Origin of the sequence: Photorhabdus aegyptia, from assembly GCF_000612035.1 — a bacterium.
GTDB classification, from domain to species: domain Bacteria; phylum Pseudomonadota; class Gammaproteobacteria; order Enterobacterales; family Enterobacteriaceae; genus Photorhabdus; species Photorhabdus akhurstii.
Genome location: NZ_JFGV01000017.1, coordinates 55409 through 76605, shown reverse-complemented (window position 1 = coordinate 76605; position 21197 = coordinate 55409). Strand labels below are relative to the sequence as shown.

Below are 21197 nucleotides of genomic sequence, written 5' to 3'. Positions count from 1 at the left end.
TTTAATTCCTTGCAGTCTTGCAAATACAAATCAACTGAGATTTTAAATTCATTTTCCAATTCTGCAATTGTTTTTGCTTCATAAGTCACTAAATCGCGGATATATTCCAATTTACCAAAAAGAGTATTGTTTTCCAGGTCAAATTCAATTGTACCTAAATAACCTTTATATTTTAAATATTTCATATCAACCCCACTTCTTTTAAAGTCTGTTTCACGGCTTTTAATGTACCACCTTTAATGTAATTTTCAGGATGAGGGCGGTGCATTAAAATTGTGTGATTCAATGATTCATTGAAGAATCGTACCCTTGAACCTTGCTTTTCTTGTTTCTCATAGTTTAATAGGCTTAATAACACAACAAGTTCAGACCATTCAAAAGTTTTTTGGCTATTAAGAAACTTTTCTATCAGTTTCTCCGCTTTGCTCATGTACTCTTCCTTTCCCTCAACAATGTAACTAACAGTAGTTACAAATATCAAATAAGTCAAGTTTCTTGTGCAACAAAAAGAGGCGTTAGTGCCCTTCAGATTGCTGACGAATCCCACTTTTTAAGTGGGATTCTGTTGATCAAAGGTTTGACCCGATGGCTAGACCTTTGTCATCAATCTGTATACAGCTATTGCCGATAGCTGCACTATATCATGATAATTAATGTCTATGGATTTATATCTTATGGTGATTTTTGAAAAATAGAATCATACTTATTGTTTTATTTGTATTTTCTAATAATACCTCATGAGATAAGTATAAAATTGAAATTTTTAATTAATATCTATTAAAAGGGAGTGATGTATCACAGAAATATTTTTTATAATTAATGGAAAAAATGGGGAATTACATTAATATTTTAAATTGCGTAATTGTAATATCGTATCTAATTGCTTTCTGTAAAGTGAATAAATACTTACCTAATTCATTCTCATAGTGATTATTTTTCTGGCATACCTATTGTTGAAGTGACCATATCCTTTGTCAGAAAAAATCGATATTTTTGCTATGGCTAATCTGGTAACTAGTCAAAGGCAAAATTCTGGCTATTTAGCCATTCAGTACCACAACCGGTAGTAATAACAGTAGATACTTTAAAACCTGGTCAAATGAACAACGGATATGTGAAGTTATCTTAAACAGCGTATAAACTCAGGAGAATTCCCGTGGACAAAAGAAAAACTGTTGCTGAAACTTTGGCGAAATTACATCAGCATCATCATTTGGTTGGTATAGAACGGCAGCCAAAGCAACTTAAGACCTCGGATTTTGACGGCAAGGTAATATTCTCTAACGATCCAAAGACAGCTACTGTGCCACCTGCATTTCTCACGGTACAGACAATACAAGAGATGAAGGAACTCGGCGGTGTGCCTGACAGTGAATATGGCCCCGGCAAAATGGAGCCTCATCATCCGTTACCTGAGCCGTTTTCTGCTGAACGACTGGCAGATGTCATGGGGTATCATATTGATTTGTGCAAAGCTTTTAGGGCCTATATTTATGGTGATTCTGCTTTAGTCAAAGATTATGAAGAAATGCTTAATGCGAAGCGTTTCCCGATGACGGTTGCATTATACAGTGGGGAAAAAATCACTATCACCGCCGATAATCCATTGATTATTGAGGATAAAGATGACTATGGCGAACCGGTTGTTTTGGTATATGACGAGATAATCATTGAACCGGGAGGTCAAATTATTTACCGCACTAATGGTCGGATCGAAGCTAACACTCTTGTAGGGAATGGAAGCTCTATAGATCAAGGCATTATTAATAAAGGCAGTCATGGTGCCAATGGTGTTGATGGTGCAATGGGATCTCGTGGAGCTACCGGCAGCGATGGTAGTGACGGTATAGCGGATAAATATGGCTGCTTAATTGACGCTACACCAGGTTCTAATGGGGCTCCTGGTTCTGCCGGAGCACCTGGGGGGAATGGTGCTCCGGGTGGAGGAGCAAATGACCTAACTATTAATGTTCAACATGCTACTGGGACAATAAGGGCGGTAACGGTAGGTGGCATAGGTGGAAATGGCGGTACCGGGGGGCTTGGTGGTGCCGGGGGGCAAGGTGGAAATGGGGGGAGTTCAGGACCTTTGAAAAATGGAGAAATCAGGAAGTGTCTTAGTGCGGATTCGGGAAATGGGGCAAATGGAGGAGATGGCGGAAATGGAGGGAATGGGGGTAAAGGTGGTGACAGTGGCAACATATATGTTAATTACTCTGACGGTGACCCAATACTTGAGGTTGAGTCATATTGTGGTTTTGGCGGGGAAGGCGGGAGAGGGGGGTTGGGCGGAATAGGTGGGTATCCTGGAGATAACCCTATGCCACACTTTCCTAAAAAAAGTGAAAAATATGGGTTCAGTGGTAAAACTGGTCTTGTGGGAGAATTTGGCGATGACGGTGCCACTGGCAAGATATATATCAACGGTAAAGAAAAAAAACCTAATCATTAGTGGTGCGGTAATCAGGCCGGTCTGAGCTAATACATATACCTTATGGATTTCAAGATGGATCGCGACAGCAAGGGAGTGCAACCAACAAAGAGGCAACTTGAAAGATGACGGGTATAGATAAGCATTATTTTTTATCCTTTATTTAAATTACACTCATAATTTCATTGTTCGATAATATCTATATATTTCTATCTTGTTGTGATTTTTGAAAAAATACAATCATATTTATTGTTTTTGTTTTCTAATAATAACCAGTGAGATAAATATAAAATTGAGATTTTTGACTAGCATACATAAAAAGATAGTGATGTATCACAGAAATACTCTCTTTAATTAATGAAAAAAATGGATAATTACATTAATATTTTAAATTGTGTGATTTAAATGTTGCATCCAATCACTTTATACCCTATGGATTTCAAGATGCATCGCGACGGCAAGGGAGTGAAGCCAACAAAGAAGCAACTTGAAAGATAACGGATATAAATGCTTACCTAATTAATTCTCATAGGAATTATTTTTTCTGGCATACCTGTTGTTGAAATGTTTATATCTTTTGCCAGAAGAAATCGATGTTTTCGCTATGGCTAATTTGGTGATTAGTCAAAGGCAAAACTTTGACTATTTAGTGCCTATCCCAATAGGCGTAATTGTTGCAGGCCGTTAGTCATTCAGTACCACGAACGGTAGTAATAACAGCATATATTCTGGAGATTGACCAAATGGATAATGGATATATGAAGTTATCTTAAACAACATATAAACTCAGGAGAATTCCCGTGGATAAAAGAAGAACTGTTGCTGAAACCTTGGCGGTATTACGTCAGGATTATAATCTGATTGGTGTAGAACGGCAGCCAAAGCAACTTAAGACCTCGGATTTTGACGGCAAGGTAATATTCTCTAACGATCCAGAGACAGCTTCTGTGCCGCCTGCGTTTTTTACGGTACAAACCATACAGGAGCTGAAAGCACTCGGGGGTATTTCTGACAGTGAGTATGGCCCTGGCAGAATGGAGCCCCATCATCCGTTACCTGAACCGTTTTCTGCTGAACGACTAGCAAATGTCACCGGTTATCATATCGATTTGTGCAAAGCTTTTAGGGCCTATATTTATGGTGATTCTGCTTTGGTTAAAGATTATGAAAGAATTCTTAATGCTAAGCGTTTCCCGATGAAGGTTGCGTTATACAGTGGCGAAAGAATTACTGTTACCGCAGGTGCGCCATTGATTGTTGAAGATAAAGATGATTATGGCGAACCCGTTGTCTTGGTGTATGACCAGATAATCATTGAACCGGGAGGTCAAATTATTTACCGCACTAATGGTAAGGTCGAAGCTAACACTGTTGTAGGGAATGGCAATGATAAAAAGCAGAGCATTGTCAGTAAAGGTCTTGATGGAGCCGATGGTTTTGGGGGCGAACAGGGAAGTAATGGAGTGAATGGCAGCAATGGTTATATTGGTTCAGAGGATAAACACGGTTGCTCTGTTAAATCCACGCCAGGCACTGATGCAACTGGCGGTTCTTCTGGAGCACAAGGGATGGATGGTAAAAGGGGGGGAAGTGCAAATGATGTCATTATTGATGTTGAACTTTTTACTGGAGTAGTCAACGCGGCATCGATAGGCGGTAAGGGGGGGAATGGTGGATATGGCGGTAATGGGGGGAATGGAGGGAATGGGGGAAATGGAGGAGATGCAACAAAAAAATGTATTGCTGGATATGGAGGCAGGGGAGGAGATGGCGGAAATGGAGGGGATGGGGGGAATGGGGGTAAAGGTGGGGACAGTGGTAACATCTATGTCAATTTCACTCAGGGTCAGCCAGTAATTAATGCGCTGTCATATAAAGGTTATGGCGGAAATGGAGGGATAGGTGGTAAGGGAGGAACAGGCGGAATAGGTGGGTCAGGTGGCGGTAGTAGTGGTGAATTAAGTAGTGGTGAATTAAATAGTGAGGGTCATGACGGAGTATCTGGTGACGCTGGTACTGATGGAAAATCCGGCGATGCAGGTACCGCTGGCAAGGTATATGTTAACGGTCATGCACAGAAGCATGGTGATAATCAGGCTTTAGACTGGCTAAACGACTATAAATAAGGGAGAGAGGGGTCAGAGCTTTGGCTTACCCTTACCACCTCATCCGCCGAAATGTATTCCTAGTCCGACTGAATGGTGTTAATGAGTAAGCGCGATAATCGGGTAAGTAACAGATCGGAGTAAAGAATCCCACTATGGATATCAATATGATGAGAAGTGACAATATGCCGATTGCCATTATCGGTATGGGTTGTCGTTTTCCGGGGGGAGTTAACTCCCCAGAGGAATTTTGGCAACTGTTGTGTGGTTCAAGTGACGCTATTACCCCAGTACCCCCCGAACGTTGGTCAACTCAGGCTTATTATTCTCGGGATCGCAATCTACCAGGGCGAATGGTGGCGCGAGAAGGAGGGTTTATCACTGATATAGCCGATTTTGATGCAGCGGCGTTTAGTATCAGTAGTACAGAAGCGCCTTTTATTGATCCACAACATCGTCTGATGTTACAGGTAACTTGGGAAGCGCTGGAGCGTGCGAGAATACCACCAAAATCGTTGGCGGGTCAGGCGGTTGGTGTCTATATTGGCGCTTTCACTCATGATTATTTGCACCTGCAATTTACTGATTTGCGTCAGATGACGGGCTATACCTCAACTGGCACAATGGGAACCATGTTGTCAAACCGTATTTCCCATGCGTTTGATTTTCAAGGGCCATCTTTGACCATCGATAGCGCCTGTTCATCGTCCTTATTGGCGGTACATTTGGCTTGTGACAGTTTACGGCGGGGAGAGTCACAATTGGCGCTGGCAGGCGGCAGTCAGTTAATGCTGATCCCTGATTTTTCGATAGTGGAAAGCCGTACTGGTTTTCTGTCACTGACCAATCGTTGTCACAGCTTTTCAGCTAACGCTGATGGTTATGTGCGTAGTGAGGGGGTGGGCGCTGTTTTGCTGAAACCCTTGAGTGCGGCTTTACAGGATGGCGATCCCATCTTGGCAGTGATCCACGGTTCGGCCGCAAATCAGGATGGCCGTACTGCCACGATGACCCAACCAAGCGGCGCGGCACAGCAGCGGGTGATTCGAGCAGCTTGCGCTCAGGCGGGGATTTCGCCGGAAGAGATTGATTATATTGAGGCTCATGGTACTGGAACGGCGGTCGGTGATCCGATAGAAGCAGAAGCTTTGGGGCTGGTATGTCGTCCAGAACCGACAGATCGCCCATTACTGATCGGTGCGTGTAAATCTGTGATTGGTCATACAGAAGCCGCGGCGGGCATTGCCGGATTGATTAAAGCGGTATTATGTTTACAGCGAAGGCAAGTGCCGGGCAATTTACATGCCGATCCGCCTAACCCCTATATCCGTTTTGCGGAATTAGGATTGCAGGTTCCACGACAGTTAACGTCATTGCCTAAAGGTAGAGTTGTCGCGGGAGTGAATTCTTTTGGTTTTGGCGGGACGAATGTCCATGTGGTATTGAGTAATTATGTGGCCCCTTGTGTACAACTTCGCGAGACCGAAGGGCAGGCTTTCATGTTGCCATTATCTGCCCAATCTGAGTTTTCCCTGACACAACAAGCACAGCGTATCGCCGATTTACTACAGCAGCAGCCAGAGATTGCCCTTGATGATCTATGTTACAGTTTAGCGATGACTCGTCACCGTTTCCCGCTGCGTAAAGCCATAATATTTAGTGATCGAAAACAGTTGCAACAACAGTTAACGCATCTGAGTCTGTCGCCGAAGCATAATAATAGAAAGGTAGATCACTTGGCTTGGGTGTTTCCTGGTGTTGGCGGTGAAGGGTGGCAGGAGGTGGCAACTTGGTTTCAGTTATTTCCTGCATTTGCCGAGCAATTCAGGCGTTGCGAAGCTATTTGGGCTGAGTTTTCTGCGCCGTCTCTACGTGCTGCATTACTGGTTACTGACGATTTAATGGCGCCGCCGGTGCAGTTTGCGGTACAAATATCTATGGTCGCTCAGTTGCAGCAGTGGGGATTTAGGCCAGCGGCATTGCTTGGTCATAGTACCGGTGAAATGGCGGCTTGTTATCTGGCGGGAATTTATGATCTGACTCAGGCATTGACACTTTTGTATCATCGTTATTACCGCTATCGTGATCTGCAAAGCGCGTTGGATCAGAAGGGCGGATTGTTGATGGTAGCGGCCACGGTGGAACAGATACAGCCCTATTTGTCTGCCCATGATGTTGATCCCGCAGTCGTGATTGCTGGAAGAAACAGCGCCAATAGTTGTCTGTTATCGGGTCCGGTAAGCGGATTAACTGCCATTTCCCATCGTTTAAAACATCATCGTATCGCCAGTAGTCACATTAACTATGGTATTGCTGCCCATTCTCCATTGCTGGAACCACTCCGGGCAGGGTTAATTGCCGATGCTGCGACTATTCCGGCCTCAAAACCCTTATTACCTGTGTTCTCATCAGTCACAGGGAAGAAAATTAATGATAAGTTGGGTCCTGAGCATTGGGCTGACAATATGATCGAACCCTTTCGTTTTGATGATGCGATGGAAAATATGCTGAAAGCAGGTTTCCACCATTTCCTTGAAATTTCACCCACATCCCTGTTGAGCGGTGGATTGCAGGATTGGAGTAAACCTTATCGCGGCCAGGTGTTTGCTTGTCGAACAGGGCAGAACTGGTCACAGCTATTGGGCCAATTATTTGAAGCCGGTATTGAGCCTGATTGGCGGACTATGACGCCTATGGCTCATTTAATCGATCTGCCAACGTATCCTTGGCATCAGCAATCTTATTGGCATGAACCGAAAATCAGCCGTCGCCACCGGCTGCGCAAGTCGAGCGGTGTGTTATTGGGCGAAGCACAGCCAGGTAGCGAGAGTTGGCAGGCTGAATTGGTTGTTGAGCAGGCGCCTTGGCTACTCGATCATGCCGTCATGGGAAATGCGATGTTTCCTGCTGCTGGCTATATCGAAGTCATGTTAACCGCGGCGCGTATCTGCTTTCCGGGTGTTGGATTGGCGCTGAATAATATTGTGTTGCAATCGGCTTTACTGCTGGAACCCGGCATGGAGTTCAGGCTAAAAACCCGCTTGGATCGTCAGCGAATGGAAGTGCAAGTATACACTGCCAATAATCTGGATGAAGATACCCAATACCAATTTGCAGCCAGTGCACAAGTAAACATTGTTGTACCGGGCGCGACTGCCTGTGTTATCCCATCATCAGTTGTAAATGAGCGCTATCTTGGTACGCAGAATCAGGAGGCTCAGGAGACATTGTGTCAGGGGGAATTGTATCAGAAAGAATTGTATCAGAAAGAATTGTATCAGAAAGAATTGTATCAGAAGGAATTGTATCAGGCGTTTCAACACCTGCATTTTAGTTACAGCGGGGTATTCCGTACTCTGTGTCAAGCGATTATCGGTGAAAAGGAGACAATCTGTGAGATTGAGTTGCCACCTACGCCAGAGGGAATGAATTTCCACCCGGCGGCTTTGGATGGCATTTTCCAGTCGCTGCTGGCGATTCAGTCTGTTGGCGTTAATGCTCCAATCCCTGCTAGCGATTTCCGTATTCCGGTAACTATTCGACATCTACGCATTAACGGTAAACTATCCGGCCGAGTGAGAGCCTATGCTCGAATGACTGAGCAGACACAACAACAGTGGCTTGGTGATATCGATGTATACACTGACCGCGGCATACTGATTTGCCAAATCAAAGGATTTTGCGTTCAGCTTGTCAGTAACAGGAAAAGCGATTTATTGCCAGTACCTCACAATCTGGTGATAGGTCAACCCCTGTGGCGTGAAGTGCCTTCTTGCCCATTGCTAGCGCCTTTAGCACCATGTTTAGCACGATGGGCTATTTTTGGCGATGAAACTGTGTTGGCAGAGGAATTGGCGAGTGAATTGCAACGGCGTGGTGGATATGCCTATCTACGTTCCGGCCTGCCTGACAGTGAGCAGAAAGTTCAGGAGTTGGTTGATACTCTTCCTTCTGAGGTTGAGAGGATACTGATCCTCTGGCCGTTACATAATCCACGCAAGACCTATCATGCTTTGATCTATTTGTGTGCGGCATTGGCAGAACGAGCGGTGAAACCACGCCTGTGGGTCATAACTCGATATGCTCATCAGGTGACTGAACAAGATCTGCCTGATCCGTTTGCTGCTGCATTATGGGGAATGATGCGGGTTATCGGTCAACAGGAAGCGACTTCACTCTGGGGAGGGTTGTTGGATATTGACAGTACTACTGCGCCAGCCCAGTGGTGGAATGCATTATTAACGGATGATGGTGAGGATCAATTAGCTCTGCGTCGTGATCAACGCTATGCGCTACGTCTTGTGCCATTGCCAGAAATGCCGCCATTGTTGCCGTTGGCGCATTTTCGTCCAGACGGCAGCTATTTGCTGACGGGCGCTTTCGGGGGAATGGGACGTCAGTTGATTTCCTGGATGGTGAAGCGTGGTGCTCGTCATTTGTTGTTGATCGGTCGTTGTCATACGCTTGATACGGATGATCAGATGTTACTGGAAATGCTACGTCAACAGGGGATTGAAGCAGAATATCTGCCGGTTGATCTGGGTGATGTAAAAATGACTAATAATTGTCTGGCTCAGTATCGGCAATGGGCCAGTCAGCCGTTACGAGGCGTAATTCATTGTGCCGCGCATGTTGAAGCTCAAGGATATCGTGAACTGAGTACTCAGGCTTTCGATAGAGTCTTTGCCGCTAAAGCACTTTCTGCCTGGACACTGCATCAGGCATTAGCTGATGCGCCGTTAGAGCATTTCGTTATGTTTTCCTCAATAAGCTCATTATTGTCTTTGCCGGGTATGGGATCTTATGCAGCCGCAAATGCCATGCTGGACAGCTTGGCCTATTTGCGGCGTCAGCAAGGTTTACCTGCGTTGAGCCTTAACTGGGGGCCGTGGAAAGCAGGTATTGCTTTACGAGATAGTCGCATGCTCCCGGTGTCCGAAGACAATGGGCTGCCGCTATTTAGCTTAGAGGAGGGATTAGCCACGTTAGAGCGTCTGTTTGCCCGCATTGAACCGCAACTGGTGCCGTTCTTGGCTGATTGGTCAGTGTTACTCTCCGGTCCAATGCGCCATCTGGCATTATTTCGTGATATTCAGCAGGAAAGCGTAGCTCAGGCTTTACCAGCAGACAGGGGGCTTGAGGCCAATAACTTGGATGATGTTATCAGTTTATTACAGGCTTTCTGCGGTGAGATTGTTGGGACGAAAGCTGAGGTTTTTCATCCGGATCAACCACTGACTGACAATGGTATTGATTCGCTGAATGGGGTGATGTTGGTGCAAAAAATTAACAAACAGTTACGCGTGGATATTCCATTGGAATTGTTGTTGAACAATAAGCCACTGTCGGAACTTGCATCGTTGATTACGTATCGATTGCAAGTTAAGTTAATTGCGAAGTAGGAATAACCTGAGTCAAAGTATTTTCTGAAAGCCCGATAGGGCTTTCAGGTTGTTGATTTTTAAAGCTTCGACTATCACTGCCGAGTTTTTACCAATGATAAAATAGATAAGAAGAGACGTTTTTTATCTGTCAGTGTGGCTTTAAAATCTGGAAAAATAGTCTGATATTAGAAGAGAAAACATCAGGAAAAACGGGTTTTACATGACAGAGTTATTTACAGATTCTTTGTGATTTTTGAAAAATAAAATTATGCTCATTGTTTTTATTTGTATTTTATAATAATACCCCATGAGATAAATATAAAATTGAAATTTTTAATTAGTATCTATTAAGGGGTAGTGATATATCACGGAGATATTCGTCATAATTAATGGAAAAAGTGGTGAATTATATTAATATTTTAAATTGTGTAATTTAAATTTCATATTTAAATTGACTTCCGTAAGTGAATAAATACTTACCTAATTAATTCTCGTCGTAATTATTTTTCTGGCCTGCATGTTGTTGGAAGTGGCTATATCCTTTGTCAGAAAAAATCGATGTTTTCACTCTGGCTAACCTGGTGATTAGTCAGGGGAAAAATTCTGACTATTCGCTATTTAGTGACATAACCGGTAGTGATAGTAGTAGAGATTTGGGAACTTGGTCAGATGGGTAATTGATATACGAAGTTATTCTAACTGTATAGACTTAAACTTAGGAGAATTTTCATGGAAAAAATAAGAACGGTTGCTGAAACGTTAGCAATATTACATCAATATCACCATCCGGTTGGTCTGGAACGACAGCCAAAGCAACTTAAGACCGCCGACTTTGACGGGCCGGTAATATTTTCTAACGATCCGGAAACGGCTACTGTGCCACCGGCATTTTTTACAATACAAACGATACAAGAGCTGAAAGCACTTGGCGGTGTACCTGACAGTCGGTATGGTCCTGGAAAAATGGAACCCTATCATCCGTTACCTGAACCGTTTTCTGCTGAACGTCTGGCAAACGTCTCGGCTAATCATATTGATTTATGCAAAGCCTTTCGTGCCTATATCTATGGTGATTCTGCTTTGGTCAAAGATTATGAAGAAATGCTCAATGCTAAGCGTTTTCCGATGAAAGTTGCGTTTTACAATGGTGAAGAGATCACTGTTTCTGCAAGTAATCCATTGATTATTAAAGATAAAGAACAATGTGGCGAACTGGTTGTCTTGGTGTACGACCAGATAACCGTTGAACCGGAAGGCAAAGTAATTTGCTACACCAATGGCAGGATTGAAGCGAATGTCATTCAAGGGCTTGGAGGCGGGCCGCTGCACTTTGTCCATAAAGGGCGAGATGGAGAAATGGGTGCTCCTGGCGCGGCTGGAAATAGCGGAACGAATGGCATTGATGGTTTACCTGGTCGTAAGAAAAAAGATACCTGTGTAACTCCCCCTACACCGGGTACCGATGGAACTGAAGGTTCTCCGGGAACGAAAGGATCGGATGGAGAACCAGGTGGAGTAGCGGAGAAATTAAGTGTCACAACTGCTCATCTGGATGGAGAGGTATATTTGGTGTCTGAAGGAGGGGCTGGGGGAAATGGAGGGGGTGGCGGTGATGGCGGCGGTGGGGGGAACGGTGGAGATGGAGGCTTTTGTTATAATGGTGCCGATGGGGATTGTTCTGGTGGTCATAGTTATGTTACTACGGACCCACGTTATTTTTCTGGGAATGGGGGGGATGGAGCAAATGGAGGGGCGGGCGGGAATGGAGGTAATGGGGGGAATGGTGGAGATGGGGGTGACATAGAGTGTAACTATTCTACTGGTAATCCAAACATGAGTTATTGGTCAACAGCAGGTTTGCCAGGGGCTGGTGGTAGAGCGGGGAGGGGAGGGAAAGGCGGTGATGGTGGTTCTGCGTGGTGTGATATGAAGGATAGAATTAGAAACTTAAATTGTTCTGGAATTCCTGGTAAAAAGGGGATTAATGGAGAGTCAGGGAGGCCAGGGATGCAAGGAAAGGGGGGGCGGATATATATCAATGGCAAATTACGTTGAAGGAAAATTATGTTGAACGTTCCGTTTTCTAAACATAAACTGTTTGGAAACGATAAATATAAAATCGAAATTTTCAATTGGCATCTATTAAAAGGTAGTGATATATCACGGAAATATTTTCTATAATTAATGGAAGAAATGGTAATTTACATTAATATTTTAAATTGATAAATTCCAGTATTGTATCTAATGACTTTCTGTAAAGTAAATAAATATTTACCTAATTAATTCTCGTCGCAATTATTTTTCTGGCCTGCCGGTTGTTGAAATGGTTATACCCTTTGTCAGAAAAAATCGATGTTTTTGCTCCGGCTAATCTGATGATTAGTCAGGAGCAAAATTTTGATTATTAGTTATTTAGTGACATAACCGGTAGTGATAGTAGTAGAGATTTGGAAACGTGGTCAGATGGATAATTGATATATGAAGTTATTCTAAACGTATAAATTTAAACTTAGGAGAATTTTCATGGAAAAAATAAGAACGGTTGCTGAGACGTTGGCAATATTACATCAATATCATCATCCGTTTGGTCTGGAACGACAGCTAAAGCAGCTTAAGACCGCCGACTTTGACGGGCCGGTAATATTTTCTAACGATCTGGAAACGGCCACTGTGCCGCCTGCATTTTTTACAGTGCAAACGATACAAGAGCTGAAAGCACTCAACGGTGTGCCTGATAATCAGTATAGCTCTGGAAAAATGGAATCCCATCATCCGTTACCTGAACCATTTTCTGCTGAACGGCTGGCAAATGCCCCTGATAATCATATTGATTTGTGCAAAGCCTTTAGTGCTTATATCTATGGTGATTCTGCTTTGGTGAAAGATTATGAAGAAATGCTCAATGCTAAACGTTTTCCGATGAAAGTTGCGTTCTACAGTGGCGACGAGATCACGATAAGCAAAGATAATCCGTTGATTATCAGAGATAAAGATCACAGCGGCAAACTGGTTGTCTTGGTGTATGACAAGATAACTATTGAACCGGAAGGTGAAGTGATTTGCTACACCAATGGCAGGATTGAAGCGAATGTCATTCAAGGGAACTCGTATCACTTTACCAATACAGCGGACTATGGAAAAGATGGTGCTGCTGGTACAGATGGAAACAGTGGAGTTGATGGCGCTAAGGGTAATCCTGGTATTCAGAATAAACATGAGTGTACAACGGACGCAGCACCAGGTTCTGATGGAACTAACGGTTCTTCGGGAGCGCGGGGAGCAGATGGTGAGCCTGGTAAAGCGGGGGAGAAACTAACTATCGCATGCCCTTATGTGAGAGGTACAGTAAATTTGTGGTCGGCGGGAGGTAATGGAGGTAATGGTGGTGATGGCGGTCATGGAGGTAATGGTGGTAAGGGAGGAGACGGGGGTTATGGTAGTGTTGATAAGGCTGTTGGTGATCATCATGATTATAATACTACTACCTCTCTGTGTAAGTCTGGGAACGGAGGGAAAGGAGGAGATGGAGGCGATGGAGGGGATGGGGGGAATGGAGGTCATAGTGGGGATGGGGGGGACATATATTTTAGCTATTCCGAAGGCAATCCGCTCATTAAATGTTTAGCATCACCAGGTATTCCGGGAGCTGGTGGTCATCCGGGAATGAGAGGGAAAGGTGGTGATGGTGGCTCTACATTGACTAACTCTGGGGGTGGAGGTACAACGTCGAGTATTACCGGAGAATTTGGTCAAGCGGGTACTGATGGAAAGCGGGGAGAGCCAGGAGAGCAAAAAGGAAATGTGGGGCGGATCTATGTTAACGGTAAATTGCAAGATAGCCAATAAAGAAAGTTTATTTCCGTTTCCTAAACATCAACTGTTTGGAAATGAGTGAGTTCGGGTTTTTTCGTCTGTATCGCATTAGTTTATTGGATATGGTGATATTTAAACTTGTTTTACTTAGAGAAAACTTATTGGCCAACAACACGCTATCTGAAATTTTCGATGATGCGAAAATACCCTGTTTTTTAAATAGGTTTATCAGCAACCTGATGTGTAGCCATTTCCAATGGCTACACTGTATCGGGATAATTATTGCTCCGAATCTATTGTTGATTCAGTTATTTTGATTTACTGTTTATTTCACTAGGGCTATTTTATTGACCTTTTTGTTGGTCATTTTAGGCGTCTCTTTGTAAAGTGAGTTTTTTAAAAATTGGATTTTATTGGTGAAAGAATCTTTTTCTTGTAAAAAAGAATTATTTTCTATCTTTAATTTAAATTACATTCATAATTTCATTATTCGGTAATATCTGTGGGTTTATATTTTGCTGTGATTTTTTAAAATTAAAATAATATTATTATTTCCTAATAATACAATGAGGAAAATATAGAGTTGAAGTTTTTAATTAGCATCTGTTGAAAAGTAGTGATGTATCACAGAAATATTTTCCATAATTAATGAAAAAAGTGGAGGTTTATATTAATATTTAAAATTGTGTAATTTAAATATTGCATCTAATTGTTTTCTGTAAAGTAAATAAATACTTGCCTGATTAATTCTCATGGGAGTTATTTTTCTGGCCTGCCTGTTGTTGAGGTATCCATATTCTTTGCCAGAAAAAATCGATGTTTTTGCCTTGGCTAATTTGGTGATTAGCCAGAGCGAAATTCTGACTATTAGCAATATTAGTGACATAACCGGTAGTGATAGTAGTAGGAACTTTTCAACTTGGTCAGATGGATAATTAATATATGAAGTTATTCTAAACGTATAAATTTAAACTTAGGAGAGTTCTCATGGATAAAATAAGAACGGTTGCTGAGACGTTGGCAATATTACATCAATATCATCATCCGTTTGGTCTGGAACGACAGCCAAAGCAACTTAAGACCTCTGACTTTGACGGGCCGGTAATATTCTCTAACGATCTGAAAACGGCTACTGTGCCGCCTGCGTTTTTTACAGTACAAACGATACAAGAGCTGAAAGCACTCAACGGCGTGCCTGACAGTCAGTATAGCTCTGGAAAAATGGAATCCCATCATCCGTTACCTGAACCGTTTTCTGCTGAACGGCTGGTAAACGTCCCGGCTAATCATATTGATTTATGCAAGGCCTTTAGTGCTTATATCTATGGTGATTCTGCTTTGGTCAAAGATTATGAAGAAATGCTCAATGCTAAGCGTTTTCCGATGAAAGTTGCGTTCTACAGTGGTGACGAAATTACTATAAGTAAAGATAATCCGTTGATTATCAGAGATAAAGATAACCGTGGCGAACCGGTTGTCTTAGTGTACAACAAGATAACTATTGAACCGGAAGGCAAAGTGATTTGCTACACCAATGGCAGGATTGAAGCAAATGTTATTCAAGGTAGCTCATATGACCTTACCAGTAGAGGGAAAGATGGAAAAGATGGTGCTGTTGGTACAAATGGAAACAGTGGCGCTGATGGCGCTAAGGGTACTCCTGGGCTTCAGGATAAACATAAGTGTATAACGAACCCTTCACCAGGTTCTGATGGAACTCATGGTTCTTCGGGAGTGCGGGGAGCGGATGGCGAATCTGCTAAGGCGGGGGATAAACTAACTATTGCATGTCCTTATGTGAGAGGAACAGTAAATTTGTGGTCGGCGGGAGGTAATGGAGGTAATGGTGGTGATGGCGGTCATGGAGGTGATGGTGGTAAGGGGGGAAATGGGGGTTATGGCAGTTTCTTTGAGGTTATTGACTCTAATCATCGTCATATTACTACTAACTCACTGTGTCAGTCTGGGCTTGGAGGGAACGGAGGAAATGGAGGCGATGGCGGAGATGGGGGTAATGGAGGTCATAGTGGGGATGGGGGGGACATATATTTTAGCTATTCCGAAGGCGATCCGCGCATCAATTGTGGGGCATTCCAAGGTTTTGCGGGAGCGGGCGGTAGGCCGGGATGGAGAGGGAAAGGCGGTGATGGCGGTTCTACATTAACTAATACTGGGAATGGAGGTACAACGTCGAATATTACCGGAAAGTTCGGTCAAGCGGGTGTTGATGGAAAGTCGGGGGAGCCAGGAGAGCGAACAGGAAATGCGGGACGGATATATGTTAACGGCAAGTTGCAAAACTGATTGCGATAAAGAAAGTTTGTTTCCTAAATACAAACTGTTTGGAAATGAGTGAGCTAGAGTTTTCGCCTGTATCGCATTAGCTTATTAGGGATAGAGTGAGATTGACTACTATTAATAGTGCAACGATTTGTAATAGTTAATAGTGCAACGATTTGGTTTAGCTGGCGATAAATAGCAATCTTGTTCCAGGCAATTCAATTTACTTGAACACAACGACAGAAGACTTGGTATCTATACCAGCAGATACAGTGATTGAGGTGAATAATTTGGATGATGTTGTTAGAGTGTTAAGTTAGTGTTGGAACGTGCATCGTTGATTACCTATCTAGTATTAAAACAACCGTAGTTTGTAGTTAATTCAGTGCACCATATGGTTAATGTGTGCACTGAATTCTGAACGCTCTCAAATTTTCGAGAAAAGTTATTTCAACCAACCTTTCTTCTGTGCGGTTTCCAATTGCGGCAGCAGATACTGCCATAATTCAGGATAGACATCGGCAATAAATTTATTGTGGTTAATTACTTGCTCAAAACGAATACCATCTTCTACCCAACTCTGCCCTTGATTATACAGATTCATCAGCATCGGCATGAGTCTATCCAGTGTAAGAGCAAAGCGGGCGTCTTGGCTTTCTTTGGCTTCATACTCTTGCCAAAGTGACATAAAATGACTTTTCTGTGGTTCGGGGAGTAAACCAAAAAGACGGTGGGCGGCTTTGACTTCCTGTTCATGAATGGCCTCACGGGCTGCTAAATCGTAAACCATCACATCACCCGCATCAATTTCTACAATATCGTGAATTAATGCCATTTGAATAACCCGCTGGATATCCACCCCTTTTACATAGGGAGCAAAACTCATTGCGGCGATAGCAAAATGCCAACTATGCTCGGCTGAATTTTCCCGGCGATAGTTATCCAGCAACTTAGTTCGTCGCTGAACCTTTTTCAGCTTATCCAGCTCCATCAAAAAACCGATGACATTCGTAAAAGGGCCAAAATCAACGGTAGGTACTGCTAACGACATATAAACCTCATCAATTATTTTTCTTCATCGAGAGAATAAGGCAGAGGCTGAATGGCGAGTGAATGCCCTTCATCGTCACGGACACGGAATACACTGTGGCTTTCCATATCATTATTCATGACAACTTGTACCCAGACACTATTATCATTCAGCTTAACGGCAGCCAAAACGGTACCGGTTCTCCGCCACTTATCTCCTAATTGCCATTCCAAATCATCTCCAGCCATAGGAGTTTTGGTAGCACTGCCCGCCAGCCAGTACATAGCGCGTTTATTGGCGCCGCGATATTTGGCGCGGGCCACCATTTCCTGACCGGTATAACACCCTTTTTTAAAACAGATACTTCCTGCCAATGCCTGGAGGTTAGTTGCTTGAGGAATAAATTGCGCGCTATTTGCGGCATCAATGACCGGGAAACCAGCTTCAATATCCAGAGCTAACCACTGTTCGCTGTTATTAAGCTGAGCTTGAAGTTTTTCTGTTAATTGTTCAGCGGTTGCGGTGTTTGTTACCAAGAGGAAACGTTCAGACGGCAAGGTAAAATGGAGCAAAGTCGTAGTTTCATGTTCAACGACAGCATTATCGGCATCGGGTAGTGTTGGGAAAATATTATTTAGCGCCTCGCGGCAGTTTTTACCTGCAACACCGAGCAATACCGCGTTTTCATCTTGAACTAGTGTAATTTTAGAGAATACGGCATATTTTTTCAGTTCTGTAAACTGGTTTTCCAACACACTGCGACGTTCAATATAAGCAAGGCTTTCACCACGATGGAAGAGGCGCAGATTACTCCACATTTTGCCTTTTGCATCACAATGCGCACTAAGTACATGCTGATTCGTTGCAAGTGCGGAAATATCTGCTGTAACCTGACTGTGTAGATATTTTTCTGTATCCGGTCCAGTTGCGGTTATCAGGCCCCAGTCATCCAGTGATATTAATGTCAGGGGAAGGGTTGATGAAGACGATGGAGATTGTGAAGAGAACGGAGTTTTATAAGCCATGACACATCCTGCCAGTCAGATATTTGAGCCAATGATGCATCAATGGTAAAAGAGCTGAGGCACAATGCAAGTAGTTATTATTGCTATTAGCTGGCATGATGCATGAGTTTGCCGGGCGAACTTAATGGCTAATGGCGTTAAAACTAACAATGAGAATTAAAAAGGGGATTTTCTGAACATGGATATTGATAATAAAGCACGTATTCATTGGGCATGTCGACGTGGAATGCGTGAGCTGGATATTTCAATTATGCCGTTTTTTGAGTATGAATATGACTCACTCAGTGATGATGATAAACGACTTTTTATTCGTTTGCTTGAATGTGCTGATCCTGATCTATTTAACTGGTTGATGAATCATGGACGCCCGGCAGATGAAGAGCTATTTCGCATGATTAAACTTATTCAGAATAGAAATAAAGATCGTGGTCCTGTGGAGGTGTGATCTCAGGGTATCTTGGCATACCCAGTTAATTTCCACCTGTGTTCATGGTGTAATCGCGCTTATCGTGCTACTTGCCCCGTGGCCTGCGGATGGCGCTATTTTCTGGATTTTCTGGCTTCCTTTAGTCCTGTTGATTATTGCCAGTTGGGGGCGTAGCCAGAAAAATATCCGTAAATCACAAGGGCTTTTAGTTCTGTTCAGTGATAATAAGTTGCAATGGAAGAAACACGAGTGGCGAATTATCCGGCGCCCGTGGTTATGTCGCTATGGCATATTAATTACGGCTCAATCTTTTTATAACCAGAAAAAAATCCGTTTATGGGTTGCATCCGATGGTATGTCACAGGATGAATGGAGGCATATTAATCAACTGTTGTTGCAATATCCTGATATCTGATTGAGCTGAAGTTTTTCTGAATTTAAAGTAGAGGCTCCATTTCTTGCAGGATTTGCATACACCATTGCGATAAACGATCATCAGTTTGTTCATACTGGTTTACGTCATCTAATGCCAGCCCGACAAATTGTGTGCCATTATCCGTTAATGGTTTCGGGCTGGTAAATTCATAGCCTTCGGTTGGCCAGAAGCCAATGAAATGGACACCTGAAGGGCGTAAATGGTGATATAGCATACCGAGAGCGTCAAGAAACCAATCGCTATAATCAATTTGATCGCCCATACCATACATGGCGACAATTTTCCCCTGTAAATCGAGGGAAGGAATTTGCTCCCAAATATCCAACCAATCTTCCTGTAATTCGCCAAAATCCCATGTCGGAATGCCAAGAATCAGTACAGCGTACTCTTCCATTAATTCAGGTGTTGTCTCTTTGATATTGTGGAGATCAACTAAATCTTCACCGAGGATATCGCGAATTTTCTCTGCTACCATCTCGGTGTAGCAGGTGCTGGAGCCGTAAAAAAGACCAATCTTCATCATTAATCATTATGGTTTTTGAATATCTGGATTGGCATTGTAACAGAATAATTGCTTTTTCAGGCATAATAGCCGACAGAGATGTGCAGATTTAAGGGAAGTATTTCGTGTCAAAACAACCAACTCAGTTGACTAATCCACTGATAGAACAATTTCTTGATGCTATCTGGTTGGAACATGATCTCGCGGAAAATACGCTTGCTTCTTACCGGCTGGATTTACAAGCCCTGGATAACTGGTTGATACATCATGGTCATAATTTATTATCTGTCCAGACGATAGATTTGCACTCTTTTCTAGCGGAACGCATGGATGGCGGGTATAAAGCCAGTAGCTCGGCGCGTTTACTCAGTGCTATGCGCCAGTTGTTTCTCTATTTTTATCGGGAAAAAATGCGGGAAGATGATCCGACAGCGCTTTTGTCCGCACCGAAATTACCAAAGCGATTGCCTAAAGATTTGAGTGAAAAGCAGGTCGAGGATCTACTTAATGCGCCCTGTACAGATCAACCGGTGGAGCTAAGGGATAAAGCGATGCTTGAAGTGCTTTATGCCTGTGGTTTGCGAGTATCTGAGCTAGTAGGGTTGACCCTTTCCGATGTCAGCTTGCGTCAAGGCGTGGTGAGAGTGATTGGTAAAGGGAATAAAGAGCGGTTAGTACCTTTAGGGGAAGAGGCGATTTACTGGCTGGAGCATTATGTAGAGTATGGAAGAGCCGGGTTACTGAATGGTGCAACGCTGGATGTGCTTTTTCCTAGCAAACGGGGGCGACAAATGACCCGGCAGACTTTCTGGCATCGTATTAAACATTATGCGCTGTTGGCTGGAATCGATACTGAACGGTTATCTCCCCATGTTTTGCGTCACGCATTTGCCACACATTTGCTTAATCATGGCGCTGATTTGCGAGTTGTGCAGATGTTATTGGGGCATAGTGATCTATCCACAACACAAATATATACTCATGTAGCAACAGAACGGCTTAAATTGCTACATCAACAACATCATCCGCGTGGGTGAGCACGGATTTAAAGGAACCGAAAATGAAAAAAAGCGTGTTATGTTTCCCTCTGTTACTGGCCTGGTTTAGCGGAAATGCGCTTGCTGATGATGCTGTCCATAGAACGATGCAGAAACTAGGGATAAAAGCAGAAAACATCCAGCCATCGCCTATTGTTGGTTTAAATACGGTAGTGACCGAGCAAGGGATCATTTATCTCTCTGATGACGGGAAATATTTATTGCAAGGGCCAATTTATGATGTCAGTGGCAGCTCTCCTGTCAATGTCAGTAATCAATTGTTGATGAAAAAGCTGGAAGCAATGACAGATCAAATGATTATTTACAAAGCGCCAAAAGAGAAGCATGTCGTTACCGTTTTCACGGATATTACCTGTGGTTACTGCCATAAATTGCATGAAAACATGCAAGAGTACAATAAACTGGGTATTACTGTGCGCTATCTGGCGTTCCCCCGTCAGGGTATGCAGCACCAATCTGCTAAAGATATGCAATCTATCTGGTGTAGCGCAACACCGCAGAAATCATTGGATGCTGCGTTTAAAGATGGAGATGTTTCGCCAATTAAGAGCTGTAAGGTGGATATTGCTAACCATTATAAATTGGGTCTCCAGTTTGGCGTCCAGGGAACGCCGGCAATGGTCCTTAAGGATGGCAGTCTGTTAGGTGGATATATGCCGCCAGAGGCTTTGACAGCGGCATTGGCGCAACGTGGTAAATAAGTTTA

16 protein-coding genes and 1 pseudogene are annotated in these 21197 nt (G+C 43.3%); 12 read left to right on the top strand and 5 right to left on the bottom strand.

Translation table 11 applies throughout. The features are described from left to right. A pseudogene (locus BA1DRAFT_RS07605) lies at nt 1-185 on the bottom strand (toxin-antitoxin system HicB family antitoxin); the annotation flags it as partial. Continuing rightward, the gene (locus BA1DRAFT_RS07600) at nt 182-430 is read right to left on the bottom strand and encodes a type II toxin-antitoxin system HicA family toxin (protein WP_036777623.1); all 249 of its coding nucleotides are present in this window, start codon (nt 428-430) and stop codon (nt 182-184) included. The gene BA1DRAFT_RS07600 and the pseudogene BA1DRAFT_RS07605, both read right to left, overlap by 4 nt. Before the next feature lie 726 nt (nt 431-1156). Between BA1DRAFT_RS07600 and BA1DRAFT_RS07595 the strand changes: the two genes are divergently transcribed. The 8 genes from BA1DRAFT_RS07595 (at nt 1157) to BA1DRAFT_RS07570 (ending at nt 16037) form a co-directional block, all read left to right on the top strand. Beyond that, nucleotides 1157-2452 carry a hypothetical protein gene (locus tag BA1DRAFT_RS07595; RefSeq protein WP_036777622.1) on the top strand — a complete coding sequence of 432 codons (1296 nt, stop codon included), beginning with the start codon at nt 1157-1159 and terminating at the stop codon, nt 2450-2452. 779 nt (nt 2453-3231) lie between these two features. Further along, nucleotides 3232-4557, top strand: coding sequence for a hypothetical protein (locus BA1DRAFT_RS07590; protein ID WP_036777621.1), 1326 nt, complete (start codon nt 3232-3234; stop codon nt 4555-4557). Between the two features lie 146 nt (nt 4558-4703). Continuing rightward, nucleotides 4704-9938, top strand: a complete 5235-nt coding sequence (locus BA1DRAFT_RS07585; protein ID WP_160169993.1) for a type I polyketide synthase — start codon at nt 4704-4706, stop codon at nt 9936-9938. 524 nt (nt 9939-10462) lie between these two features. Then, nucleotides 10463-10597 (top strand): hypothetical protein, encoded by a 135-nt coding sequence (locus tag BA1DRAFT_RS24365; protein ID WP_256448139.1) that lies wholly within the window; start codon nt 10463-10465, stop codon nt 10595-10597. A gap of 52 nt (nt 10598-10649) precedes the next feature. Then, nucleotides 10650-11975 carry a collagen-like protein gene (locus tag BA1DRAFT_RS07580; protein WP_036777618.1) on the top strand — a complete coding sequence of 442 codons (1326 nt, stop codon included), beginning with the start codon at nt 10650-10652 and terminating at the stop codon, nt 11973-11975. A 468-nt stretch (nt 11976-12443) separates the two neighbouring features. Continuing rightward, on the top strand, nt 12444-13766 hold the full coding sequence (locus tag BA1DRAFT_RS07575; protein ID WP_036777617.1) for a collagen-like triple helix repeat-containing protein: 1323 nt from the start codon (nt 12444-12446) through the stop codon (nt 13764-13766). Between the two features lie 767 nt (nt 13767-14533). Continuing rightward, nucleotides 14534-14668 (top strand): hypothetical protein, encoded by a 135-nt coding sequence (locus BA1DRAFT_RS24360; protein ID WP_268747229.1) that lies wholly within the window; start codon nt 14534-14536, stop codon nt 14666-14668. A gap of 52 nt (nt 14669-14720) precedes the next feature. Next, nucleotides 14721-16037 (top strand): collagen-like protein, encoded by a 1317-nt coding sequence (locus tag BA1DRAFT_RS07570; RefSeq protein WP_036777615.1) that lies wholly within the window; start codon nt 14721-14723, stop codon nt 16035-16037. 421 nt (nt 16038-16458) lie between these two features. On the opposite strand, the gene BA1DRAFT_RS07565 is transcribed toward BA1DRAFT_RS07570, so the two are convergent. Both BA1DRAFT_RS07565 and ygfZ read right to left on the bottom strand, forming a co-directional pair. Then, nucleotides 16459-17064, bottom strand: coding sequence for an HD domain-containing protein (locus BA1DRAFT_RS07565; RefSeq protein WP_036777613.1), 606 nt, complete (start codon nt 17062-17064; stop codon nt 16459-16461). 14 nt (nt 17065-17078) lie between these two features. After that, nucleotides 17079-18068, bottom strand: coding sequence for a tRNA-modifying protein YgfZ (gene ygfZ, locus BA1DRAFT_RS07560; protein ID WP_036777612.1), 990 nt, complete (start codon nt 18066-18068; stop codon nt 17079-17081). A 178-nt stretch (nt 18069-18246) separates the two neighbouring features. Between ygfZ and sdhE the strand changes: the two genes are divergently transcribed. Together sdhE and BA1DRAFT_RS07550 are read left to right on the top strand one after the other, a co-directional pair. Then, on the top strand, nt 18247-18513 hold the full coding sequence (sdhE, locus tag BA1DRAFT_RS07555) for an FAD assembly factor SdhE (RefSeq protein WP_036777610.1): 267 nt from the start codon (nt 18247-18249) through the stop codon (nt 18511-18513). Further along, a complete protein-coding gene (locus tag BA1DRAFT_RS07550) occupies nt 18494-18910 on the top strand; it encodes a protein YgfX (protein WP_036777609.1) in 417 nt (138 codons plus the stop codon). The genes sdhE and BA1DRAFT_RS07550 overlap by 20 nt, the downstream gene beginning before the upstream one ends. Before the next feature lie 22 nt (nt 18911-18932). Here the strand turns inward: BA1DRAFT_RS07550 and fldB are convergent, their stop codons facing one another. Further along, on the bottom strand, nt 18933-19451 hold the full coding sequence (fldB, locus tag BA1DRAFT_RS07545; RefSeq protein WP_036777608.1) for a flavodoxin FldB: 519 nt from the start codon (nt 19449-19451) through the stop codon (nt 18933-18935). A gap of 107 nt (nt 19452-19558) precedes the next feature. Here fldB and xerD point away from each other — a divergent pair, with 107 nt between their 5' ends. Beyond that, nucleotides 19559-20470 (top strand): site-specific tyrosine recombinase XerD, encoded by a 912-nt coding sequence (xerD, locus tag BA1DRAFT_RS07540; protein ID WP_051560698.1) that lies wholly within the window; start codon nt 19559-19561, stop codon nt 20468-20470. 23 nt (nt 20471-20493) lie between these two features. After that, nucleotides 20494-21192 (top strand): bifunctional protein-disulfide isomerase/oxidoreductase DsbC, encoded by a 699-nt coding sequence (gene dsbC, locus BA1DRAFT_RS07535; protein WP_036777607.1) that lies wholly within the window; start codon nt 20494-20496, stop codon nt 21190-21192. The last annotated feature ends 5 nt before the right edge of the window (nt 21193-21197 follow it).